We start from the raw sequence: 10,983 nt of genomic DNA, 5'->3' as shown, positions 1-10,983 counted from the left end.
CCGCGGCGGTCCCCAGCCCGCCCGTCACCGAGCAGGCCCCGCTGCGCACCTCCCCGGCGAACCGGCCCCCCATCGCCGAGCCCACCCCGCCCGCGAACGTGGAGAACACAGGACCCATGCCAGGAGCCGCGAACACGGCCAACACGATCGGCGCGCCCGACACCGAGTCCGCGCGCCTCGTCGACGCCGTCCGCCAGGTCCCCGGCGTCCGCGACGCCTTCCACGTCACCGCCCCCGACGGCGCCTCCAGCCTCCGGCTCGAACTCGAAGACGGCGTCGACCCCGACGAGGTCCACGCCGTCGTCTCCGCCGTCGTCAACGAGCAGCGCGCCGTCGAACCCGGCCCGCAGTCCTCCGAGGAGCCCGAGATCCGCGGCCACGTCGAGTCCGCCTCCACCGACATCGAAGTCGCCTCGGTCGGCCCGGTCGAACTGCGCCGCGTCGAGATCGAGTCCGCCGGCCTCGAAGCCGAAGTGAGCGTCACGCTCGCCCTCGGCGGCACCGAGTCCACGGGCAAAGTGGCCGTCCCGCCGATCGACTGGCACATCCAGCACGCCGCCGCCGCGGCCACGGTGGAGGCCCTGCGCCCCCGCCTCGGCGCCGGCGACGTCCGCGTCGAGGTCGAGCACGCCTCGATCGTCCCCACCGGGCCGGTCAAGACCGCCGTCGTCGTCATCCTCTGGCTCGACGGCCGGTCCGTCCGCCGCCTCTCCGGGGCCGCGGTCGTGACCGCCGAACGGGCCCGTGCGGTGGTTTCGGCTACTTTGGGCGCGCTGGCAGCCGAAGTGGCACACTAGCTCTCATGAAGCGGGCGCGGCTTGTCGACGCCGGGGAGGTCCGAACTCCTCGGCGGCCGCACTCGCCCTGGCCCGGCCTCGAACACCAGGTCAGCCGCCGCCGGCTCTTCATCCGCCACACTCCGGCGACCGCGCCCGGCACCGAGCCCGCCGTGTTCGTCCACGGACTCGGCGGCTCGGCCCAGAACTGGACCGACCTCGCCGACGCGCTCTCCGACCGGCTCCGCATCGACGCGGTCGACCTGCCCGGCTTCGGCCACTCGGCGCCGGCGCCGCGCGCGACCATCCCGCTGCTCGCGCAGGACGTCGCCGCCTGGATCACCGAGTCCGGGCGCGGCCCGGTCCACCTCGCCGGCCACTCCCTCGGCGGCGCCGTCGCCGTCTACCTCGCCGCGACCCGCCCGAACCTGGTCCGCACCCTGACGCTCATCTCGCCCGCGATGCCCTTCGGCAACCCGCGGCGCTCCCACCAGTCCCGCTACCTGCCGATGCTCGCCGTCCCCAACATCGCCTGGCTCGCCGACCGCGCCATGCGCGGGCGCACCCCGCAGCAGGTCGTCGACGACATCATCCGCGGCACCTGGGCCGACCCCGACTCGATCCACCCGCAGCGCCGCCGCGAGGCGATCGCCGAGGCCCGCCACCGCCTCGCCGTCCCGTGGAACAACCGCGCCTACTTCCAGACCTACCGCGGCCTCATGGCCTCGTTCATGCAGGCCCTCGTCCCCGGCACCAACTCGCTGTGGCGCCTCGCCCGCGAGATCCAGTGCCCGACGCTCGTCATCTGGGGCAAGCAGGACCGCGTCATCGACGTCCGCCAGGCCCCGCCGACCGCCCTCGCCATCCCCGACTCGCGGCTGCTCATCCTCGACAGGACCGGGCACGTCGCGATGATGGAGCGCCCGCAGGCCGTCGCCCGCGCCATGGCCGCGATGCTCGACGAGGTGCACACTGATGCGCGAGAAGACACGAGGGATGCTCTGTCCGCATTGTGAACTCACACATTCGCCGGGCCTGGGCCCTCTGAGGACCTCCAGGCCATAGACTCGCCGGTGTGACTGAGGGACGGCTTGACCGCAACCGCAGGCTCCGCAGACGACGGCGCTTCGTGCTGCTCGCGATCCTCCTCCTCATGGCGGGCACCGGGGCCTTCTTCGCCCTCGGCGCCGCCGTCACCGGCGGGCAGCCGCAGGCCATGGACGAGGACGACCGAGCGGCCCCGACCAGCGTCGAAGCGGCACCCGAGGACATCGTCCCCTCCACCCCCACCGCCTCGCCCTCTCCCGAGCCCGCCACCGTCCCGCTGTACTTCTCCGGCACCGGGACCTGGACCTACGCCGAACCGGCGGACACCGAGGTCTTCGGCGACGCGGGAACGCTCCTGACCTACAACGTCGCCGTCGAGAACGGCATCGAGCTCGACGTCGCCGAGTTCAGCGACTTCGTCCACGCGACGCTCGCCGACCCGCGCTCGTGGACCGCCGGCGGCGCCTGGCGCTTCCAGCAGGTCGCCGGGAGCGACGCGGACTTCACGGTCTACCTCGCCAGCCCCGAGCAGCGCGCGTACCTGTGCGGCTCGCAGAACACGACGGTCTCGTGCCGCAACGGCGACAACGTGGTCATCAACTCGGCCCGCTGGATCGCCGGCGTCGAGCACTGGGACGGCACCCTCGACTCCTACCGCCAGTACGCGGTGAACCACGAGGTCGGCCACCGCCTCGGCCACGGCCACGAGGTCTGCCCCGCGGAGGGCGAGCCCTCCCCGGTGATGGCCCAGCAGACCTACCAGCTCGCCGGCTGCACCGGCAACGCCTGGCCCTACCCCGACGGCGAGACCTACGTGTCCGGCCCGGTGGGGGACTACAACGGGCCCGACCTCCCGCCGGACGACTTCGTCGACCGCTAGCCGTCCCGCGATGCGGGACAGTGCATCCCACGAGGTGAATCTCGGCACACCGCCGTTCCCGGTGGAATATCCCATGCGCGGACGGGCATTATTGGAGGCATGAGTTTGCCGCCGCTGGTCGAACCAGCCTCCGAGCTGTCGGTCGACGAGGTGCGCCGCTATTCGCGCCACCTCATCATCCCCGACGTCGCCATGGACGGTCAGAAACGACTCAAGAACGCCAAGGTGCTCTGCGTGGGCGCGGGCGGCCTCGGGTCCCCCGCGCTGATGTACCTGGCCGCGGCCGGGGTCGGCACCATCGGCATCGCGGAGTTCGACACCGTCGACGAGTCGAACCTCCAGCGCCAGATCATCCACGGCCAGTCGGACATCGGCCGCCCCAAGTCCGAGTCCGCGGCCGCCTCGATCCGCGAGATCAACCCCTACGTGAACGTGGTCATCCACAACACGGTCCTCGACAACGACAACGTCTTCGAGATCTTCGAGCAGTACGACCTCATCGTCGACGGCACCGACAACTTCGCGACCCGCTACATGGTCAACGACGCCGCGGTCCTGCTCGGCAAGCCGTACGTGTGGGGCTCGATCTACCGCTTCGACGGCCAGGCGAGCGTCTTCTGGGCCGACCACGGCCCGTGCTACCGCTGCCTCTACCCCGAGCCCCCGCCGCCCGGCATGGTCCCCAGCTGCGCCGAGGGCGGCGTCCTGGGCGTGCTGTGCGCCTCGATCGGCTCGATCCAGACCACCGAGGCCATCAAGCTGCTCACCGGCATCGGCGACCCGCTCGTCGGCTCGCTCATGGTCTACGACGCGCTGGAGATGACCTACCGCAAGATCAAGGTCCGCAAGGACCCCAACTGCGTGGTCTGCGGTCCGAACGCCACCGTCAAGGAGCTCATCGACTACGAGGACTTCTGCGGCTCGGTCACCGACGAGGCCGCCGAGGCCGTCGTCGGCTCCACCATCACGGCCCGCGAACTCGCCGAGTGGATCAAGGAGGGCCGCGACATCGACCTCATCGACGTGCGCGAGCCCGCCGAGTACGAGATCGTGCGCATCCCCGGCTCCCGGCTGATCCCCAAGGGCGACATCGTCTCCGGTGTCGCGCTGAGCGAGCTGCCGACCGAGAGGCAGGCGGTGTTCTACTGCAAGGCCGGCGTCCGCTCGGCCGAGGCCCTGGCCGCCGCGAAGGCCGCCGGGCTCAAGAACGCCGTCCACGTCCAGGGCGGCGTGCTCGGCTGGATCAACCAGGTCGACCCGAGCCTGCCCGCCTACTAGGCGACGGACCCGGAAGGGCGTGCGGCCGACGGCCGTACGCCCTTTTCCGTGTTCCGGTTGTCCCGCACCCCGTATGACATTTCAGACACGCCTGGTCAAAGGATTCCCATGAGGGCGCGTTGACGCCTGGACGGCCGATTCCCTAGCCTTGTACGGATGATCCGCAGAAGCGAACGATCCTCCCGACTGCTCCGCCCCTCCCGCCGCACCCTGCTGCGGTTCGGCGTGCCCGCCGCGGCCGCCCTGGTGGGCGCCGGAGCCGTGGCCACGGTCGCAGCGAACGCCTCCGAGGACGGACTCCAGTCGTTCTTCGGCCCCACCCGCGAAGAGCTGGAAGCGGAACTCCAGACCCGGGTCGACGAGTACCTGGCCTCCACCGGCACGCAGGTCGAGGCCTCGATCGCAGTCGAGCGCGGGGACATGCGCCTGGACTACAACCCCGACCAGACCCACATCACCGCCTCGATCGTCAAGGTCGAGATCATGCTGATGGCCCTGGAGTACTGGGGCTCGGTCGAGGCGATCCCCGAGGACCACCAAGTCGCCCTCGACCGCATGATCCGCGAGTCCCACAACAGCTCCGCGTCCACGCTCTACAACTTCCTCGGCGGCGTCGACGCGCTCGTCGCCGCCCACGAGCGGTACGGCCTCCAGGACACCACCCCGGACGCCCAGGGCCGCTGGGGCGTCGGCTGGACCAGCGCCTCCGACCAGCTCATCCTCACCGGCCTCGCCCTCACCGAAGGCGTCCTCGACGCCGAGCAGACCGCGCTCGCCCGCGAACTCATGGGCACCGTGGTCGAAGAGCAGGCCTGGGGCGTCTCCGCGGCCGCGAAGGACGGCGAGACCGTCTGGCTCAAGAACGGCTGGGACGTCGAGTCGCAGCTCGGCGGCCTGTGGGTCGTCAACTCGATCGGCGTCCTCGGCGGCGACGGCGACGACCCCGTCAAACTCGCCGTCCTCACCAGCGGCGCCGTCGACGACGTCGAAGGCGTCCCGATCGTCGAGGAGATCGCGAAGATCGCCCGCGACGTCGTCCAAACCGAATAACCCCGAACCTGAAACTCAAGGAAGCACATGACCCTCCAATCCCCCCAGGCGGAACCGGCCCCCCGGTCCCGCCGCCTCACCCGCCGGACCGCCCTGCTCGCCGGCATCCCCGCCGCGCTCGCGGTCGCGGGCGGCGGCGCCTGGATCGGCACCGCGGCCTGGGCCGACGGGCCCACCGACAGCGAGCTGGCCCTGGAGCTGACCGACCGCGTCAAGACGTACGTCTCCAGCACCGGCATCGACCTCACCGCCTCGGTCGCGGTGGCGCGCAGCAACCGCACGATCACCGCCAACTGGCGGCGCGTCCAGGACACGGCCTCCCTCGTCAAGATGGAGATCCTCCTGATGCTGCTGGAGAAGTACAGCTCCGTCTCGGCGATCCCCGCCGAGAAGAAGGAGTGGGCGCGGACGATGATCACCGAGTCGCACAACGACAACACGACGAAGCTCTACAACTTCCTCGGCGGCTGCTCGGCGCTCACGGCGGCGCACGTGCGCTACGGCCTCAAGAACACCAAGGCGTCCGCGGACTGCCGCTGGGGCCTGACCACGACCACCGTCACCGACCAGCTCAAGGTCCTGAACCTCTTGATGCTCACGGGCCTGCTCAACCAGTCGAAGGTGGACTACGCGCGCTCGCTCATGGGCTCGGTCGTCAGCTCCCAGGACTGGGGCGTCTCGGCCGCCGCGGGCGCGTCCGACACGGTGTACCTCAAGAACGGCTGGGACACCCGTTCCTCGCTCGGCGGGCTGTGGGTCGTCCACTCCGTCGGCTACATCAGCATCCCGAACAAGCACGACATCCGGATGTCCATCATGACCAGCAGAGCGCCCAACCAGGCCAAGGGCGTCACGGCCGTCGAGGAGATCGCGAAGATCGCCCGCTCGGTCATCATGAAGGCCGTCGTCTAGCAAGCGAAACGGCCCGGTCCGAAGAGGACCGGGCCGTTCGCGTGTCTGTCGCCTAGTAGCGGTAGTGGTCGGGCTTGTACGGGCCCTCGACCTTGACGCCGATGTAGTCCGCCTGGGACTTCGTCAGGGTCGTCAGCTTGACGCCGAGCGCGTCGAGGTGCAGGCGCGCGACCTCCTCGTCGAGGTGCTTCGGCAGCGTGTAGACGCCGATCGGGTACTCGTCGAGCTTGGTGTGCAGCTCGATCTGCGCGAGCACCTGGTTCGTGAAGCTGTTGCTCATCACGAAGCTCGGGTGCCCGGTCGCGTTGCCGAGGTTGAGCAGGCGGCCCTCGCTGAGCACGATGATCGAGTGCCCGTCCGCGAACTGCCACTCGTGGACCTGCGGCTTCACTTCGAGCTTCTTGATCCCCGGCTCGGCGGCGAGGCCGGCCATGTCGATCTCGTTGTCGAAGTGGCCGATGTTGCCGACGATCGCCTGGTGCTTCATCCGGCGCATGTGGTCGACCGAGATGATGTCCTTGTTGCCGGTGGTGGTGACGAAGATGTCCGCGTACTCGACCGCGTCCTCAAGGGTCAGCACCTGGTAGCCGTCCATCGCGGCCTGGAGCGCGCAGATCGGGTCGACCTCGGTGACGATGACGCGCGCGCCCTGGCCCCGCAGCGACTCCGCCGAGCCCTTGCCGACGTCGCCGTAGCCGCAGACCACGGCCACCTTGCCGCCGATGAGCACGTCGGTCGCCCGGTTGATCCCGTCGATGAGCGAGTGCCGCACGCCGTACTTGTTGTCGAACTTCGACTTCGTGACCGAGTCGTTCACGTTGATCGCCGGGAACGGCAGGCGCCCCTCGCGCTCCAGCTCGTACAGCCGGTGCACGCCGGTGGTGGTCTCCTCGGTGACGCCCTTGATCTCGGCGGCCTTGCGGGAGAAGCGGGCCGGGTCCTCCTTGAGCGAGCGGGCCAGCAGCGCGAGCACCACGGCCTCCTCCTCGCTGTCGGCGGTCGAGGCGTCCGGGACGGCCCCGCCGGCCTCGAACTTGGCGCCGTTGACCACGAGCATCGTGGCGTCGCCGCCGTCGTCGAGGATCAGGTTCGGCTCCTCGCCGTCCCAGTCGAGGGCGCGCTCGGTGCACCACCAGTACTCTTCGAGCGTCTCGCCCTTCCAGGCGAAGACCGGGACGCCCTGCGGCGCGTCGGCCGTGCCCTGCGGGCCGACCGCGATCGCGGCGGCGGCGTGGTCCTGCGTGGAGAAGATGTTGCACGAGGCCCAGCGGACGCGGGCGCCGAGCGCGGTCAGCGTCTCGATGAGGACCGCGGTCTGGATCGTCATGTGCAGCGAGCCGGTGATGCGGGCGCCCTCCAGCGGGCGGTCCGCGCCGTAGCGCTCGCGCAGGGCCATCAGGCCGGGCATCTCGTGTTCGGCCAGGCGGATCTCGTGGCGGCCGAAGTCGGCCAGCTTGAGATCGGCGACCTTGTAGTCGTCGGCTCGCAGCGTGTTCGTCATGCCTGAGATGCTACGCGCCGTCCCAAGGGCCCCAGCCGAACGGCACCGTGGGCCCGGCCACGCGAGGTGGCGCGTGGGGCGCCCGTGGCAGGCGACACGGAAAAAAATTTGCCGCAACCCCTGTTTCTGCTTGACACTGCTGAGGCGGTGGGTAATATTGCAGATACGCAGCGTCACGGAGATGCGGGAATCCACCGGGTTCCAAACCATTTCCGCAGGCGCCACGGGGAAACCAAACCGGGGGGAGTGCCGGGCGGTCTGGGGTGGCCGCCCGGCACATTTTTGCCCGAATTGGCAAGCGTTATCTTGAAAATCGATTGCGAGCCCACCCGATCTACGAGAAAGTCGGGGCGTGAGCAACCCTGACATCCAGATCATTCCGATCGATCCCTTCGACCGCGACCTGGTCGACGGCTGGATCGAGGTCGAGCGGGCCGTCTACGAGCACGACAACCCCGGCGCGCCCCAGAGCCGGCCCGCCCTCCAGCGGCTGCGCCTCCTCCTGTACCCCGCCTCGGTCCTGCCCGAGCGCCACGTCGCGGTCGTCGACGGCACCGTCGTCGGCTACGTCGAGCTGGTCTTCTTCCTGACCGACAACCAGCACCTCGCCAACATCGAGCTGCTCGTCCACCCCGGCCACCGCCGCAAGGGCGTCGGCACCGCGCTCCTCGAATTCGCCGAGCGCCGCGCCGCCGAGCTCGAACGCGACACGATCCTGTCCTTCACGTCCGACTCCCTCGACGGCGCGCCGAAGCAGGACCACGCCGGCCAGCACTTCGCCGAAGCCCGCGGGTACAAGGTCGTCGACCAGGAGATCCACCGCCGCAACGACCTCTTCGCCGTCGAGGACGACGACCTCGCGAAGCTGTACGTCGACGCCTGGGAGAAGGCCGCCGGGTACGAGCTCGTCCAGTGGGTCAACCACGCCCCCGACGACATCGTCGAAGGCGTCGCCGCCATGCGCCAGCGCATGTCCACCGACCCGCCCATGGGCGAGGAGCTCGACATGCGCCCCTCCGTCTACGACGTCGCGCGCGTCCGCGACGAGGAGCGCACCTTCGCCGCCCGCGGCCAGCTCCAGCTCGCGGCCGCCGTCCGGCACGTCGAGACCGGCGAGATCGCCGGCCTCACCGACATCATCGTCTTCCCCGGCGACGAGGACCACGCCGGCCAGAACGACACGATCGTCGAGGAGAAGCACCGCGGCCACCGCCTCGGCACCATCCTCAAGATCGCCAACCAGCGGGCGCTGCGCCAGTACCGGCCCAAGCTCCGCTACGTCCACACCTGGAACGCCGAGTCGAACGACCACATGATCGCCATCAACGAGGCCATCGGGTACCGGGCCCTGTGCCGCGACCTCGACGTCCAGAAGAAGCTCTCCTAGTAATACGGAGTTCCCGCGTTGCAATGGGAACCGGCCCGGCCTCCATCAGGCCGGGCCGGTCTTTCCGTATGGGGCGCTTAGGCGCTGGCGATGAAGAGCTCGCCCTCACCGCTCGCGACGAGCGGTCCGGCAGTGCCCGCGGAGAACGCGGCGCGGCCGGGGGAGAGCGCGGATTCGCCCTCGTCGTCGGCCACGGTGACGGACCCGCCGGTGGACAGGCAGATCCGGGGGCCCTCGACCGCGATGGTCTGCGGCGTGCCGGTGAGTTGGACGCGCTTGAGCGCGAAGTCCGCGATGGGGACCGGCCAGGAGCGGACCGGGCCGTCGTCCTCGGCGGCGGTGCGCGGGTCGGCCATGGCCTGGAAGTCGAGGACCCGGAGCAGTTCGGGGACGTCGACGCGCTTGTTGGTGAGGCCGCCGCGGAGCACGTTGTCGCTGGCGGCCATGATCTCCACGCCGAAGCCGTGCAGGTACGCGTGCAGGTTCCCGGCCGGCATGTACACGGCCTCGCCCGGCTGGAGCGTGATGTGGTTGAGCAGCAGGCTGACCAGGACGCCCGGGTCGTCGGGGTAGGACCGCGCGAGCGAGACGAGGTCGGCCCCGTCGTCGGTTGCGAGTTCCGAGGCGGCCTTGGCGGCGGCGTCGATGATCGAGCGGCATTCGTCGCGGGCGAGCCCGAGGAGGTCCGGGACGGCCTTGCGGAGCCCGGCCTTCTTGTCGCGCAACGTGGCGACGAGCCCTTCGAGCTCGGGGACGCCGAGCGCCTCGATGTCGGCGGCCGCTTCGAGCGGGTCGCGGAAGCCGCACATGGCGCGGAACTCGGTGAGCGCCACCAGCATCTCGGGCTTGTGGTTGTCGTCGACGTAGTTGCGGTAGGCCGCGTCGATGCCGATGCGCATCTCCCGCTGGTGGCCCGAGCGGGCCTGGCGGTCGTTCGGGTGCGCCTGGAGCGACAGGGGCTTCCCGGCGGCGAGGAGCTTGAGCAGGAACGGCAGCTTCGGTCCGAAGCGCTTGAGGGCGCGCTCGCCGAGCATTCCGGCCGGGTCGGAGGCGATCGCGGCGTCGAGGGGCCGCCCGTCGTGGAGGGTCGAGGGCGCGCTGTGGTGGGCGCCGAACCACTCCTCGGCCTCGGGCAGGTCCGCGGGCACCTCGCGGCCCTGGAGCCTGGCGATGTCGTCCTGCGATCCCCACGCGTAGTTGCGGATGACGCCGTAGAGCCCCTGCACCGCCGCTCCTCACCTGTCTCTGTCCGGAGGCCTCAACTCTATCGGTTCGGCCCTCGCGTCTCTCAGGGCAGCCCTCGCACGCGAAAGGCCGCGGACGGCGCCGCCGTCCACGGCCTTGAGCTGGCGCTATTCGGCGCCGAGCGTGGCGTCCTTCATCTCGGAGACGGCCGGGACCCGCATCGGGTCGAGGCCGTGGGCGAGCGCGAGGTACACCGACGCGAAGTCGGGGACCGCGATGAGCGAGGCGAGCCGCTCCAGGGCGCAGCCGCCCTCGGCCGGGAGCACGTCGCAGCGGACGCCGCGGCGCGAGGCCAGGTCGGCGACGGCGTCGGCGCGGCGCGTGTCGGGCTTCGGGGTGGTGTCGTCGCCGTCGAGGCCGTCGTCGCGCATGAGGATGATCCGCAGGCGCGTGAGCTCCTCGTCCTCCTCGGGGTCGGCGAAGATGTCCTTGCGGACTTCGGCGAGCGAGCCGAAGACGCCGTCGAGCAGGCCGACGCGGCCGCGGCCGACCTCGCCGAGCTCGCCGGAGACCACCGGGTAGCGGGAGTTCGCGGCGAGCATGTCGCCGAAGCGGCGGGCGGCGACGCCCGCGAGCGGGCTGGAGCCCCACACGACCGGGATGGACCCGGCGAGGTTCATCGCGAGCTCCTTCGCCGGGTTGACGTACGCGTCGGCGTCGGGGCGGCAGCGCTCGGCGTCCTCGTCGAGCCGGCGGGCGGTCTCGGCGATGTCGGCCTCGACGAGGCTGACGAGCCCGAGTTCCCTGGCGGCCATGAGGACCGGGACGGTGAGCGCCCACAGGCTCAAGCGCGCGGGGGCGCGGCGCGGGACGGCCACGAACGGGGCGCGGGCGCGTTCGGCGAGCGCCTGGAGCTCGGAGTCGGGGGCGCCGATGGCGACCAGTCGCGCGCCGCGGCGGGCGGCGG

The 10,983-nt window shown here is 70.7% G+C and carries 9 protein-coding genes and 1 pseudogene; 7 read left to right on the top strand and 3 right to left on the bottom strand.

Features of this window, described 5'->3' with window-relative positions; genetic code table 11:
• The 6 genes and pseudogenes from DI269_RS16365 to DI269_RS16340 form a co-directional block, all read left to right on the top strand.
• A pseudogene (locus DI269_RS16365) lies at positions 1–797 on the top strand (hypothetical protein); the annotation flags it as partial.
• A gap of 5 nt (positions 798–802) precedes the next feature.
• Complete coding sequence (locus DI269_RS16360; RefSeq protein ID WP_112137686.1) at positions 803–1,792, top strand: alpha/beta fold hydrolase; 990 nt, start codon at positions 803–805, stop codon at positions 1,790–1,792.
• Positions 1,793–1,851: 59 nt separating this feature from the next.
• Positions 1,852–2,703: a DUF3152 domain-containing protein gene (locus tag DI269_RS16355; protein WP_157975038.1), complete on the top strand. Its 852-nt coding sequence runs from the start codon at positions 1,852–1,854 to the stop codon at positions 2,701–2,703.
• Between the two features lie 99 nt (positions 2,704–2,802).
• Positions 2,803–3,981 carry an adenylyltransferase/sulfurtransferase MoeZ gene (gene moeZ / locus DI269_RS16350; RefSeq protein WP_112137682.1) on the top strand — a complete coding sequence of 393 codons (1,179 nt, stop codon included), beginning with the start codon at positions 2,803–2,805 and terminating at the stop codon, positions 3,979–3,981.
• A 156-nt stretch (positions 3,982–4,137) separates the two neighbouring features.
• On the top strand, positions 4,138–5,031 hold the full coding sequence (locus DI269_RS16345; RefSeq protein WP_112137680.1) for a serine hydrolase: 894 nt from the start codon (positions 4,138–4,140) through the stop codon (positions 5,029–5,031).
• Between the two features lie 27 nt (positions 5,032–5,058).
• Entirely contained in the window at positions 5,059–5,943 is an 885-nt protein-coding gene (locus DI269_RS16340) for a hypothetical protein (RefSeq protein WP_112137679.1), read from the top strand.
• Positions 5,944–5,995: 52 nt separating this feature from the next.
• On the opposite strand, the gene ahcY is transcribed toward DI269_RS16340, so the two are convergent.
• Positions 5,996–7,444, bottom strand: coding sequence for an adenosylhomocysteinase (gene ahcY / locus DI269_RS16335; RefSeq protein WP_112137677.1), 1,449 nt, complete (start codon positions 7,442–7,444; stop codon positions 5,996–5,998).
• A gap of 352 nt (positions 7,445–7,796) precedes the next feature.
• Here ahcY and DI269_RS16330 point away from each other — a divergent pair, with 352 nt between their 5' ends.
• A complete protein-coding gene (locus DI269_RS16330; RefSeq protein WP_157975037.1) occupies positions 7,797–8,831 on the top strand; it encodes a GNAT family N-acetyltransferase in 1,035 nt (344 codons plus the stop codon).
• A 77-nt stretch (positions 8,832–8,908) separates the two neighbouring features.
• Here the strand turns inward: DI269_RS16330 and manA are convergent, their stop codons facing one another.
• Both manA and DI269_RS16320 read right to left on the bottom strand, forming a co-directional pair.
• Entirely contained in the window at positions 8,909–10,057 is a 1,149-nt protein-coding gene (gene manA / locus DI269_RS16325; protein ID WP_112137673.1) for a mannose-6-phosphate isomerase, class I, read from the bottom strand.
• Between the two features lie 126 nt (positions 10,058–10,183).
• Positions 10,184–10,983: SIS domain-containing protein (locus DI269_RS16320; RefSeq protein ID WP_112137671.1), on the bottom strand; the 800-nt coding region annotated here is incomplete at its 5' end.

The sequence above is a fragment of the Glycomyces dulcitolivorans genome (assembly GCF_003265355.1).
GTDB lineage: Bacteria > Actinomycetota > Actinomycetes > Mycobacteriales > Micromonosporaceae > Glycomyces > Glycomyces dulcitolivorans.
Note: the sequence above shows the minus strand (reverse complement) of the source record. Positions and strands in the feature narration are given on the sequence as shown.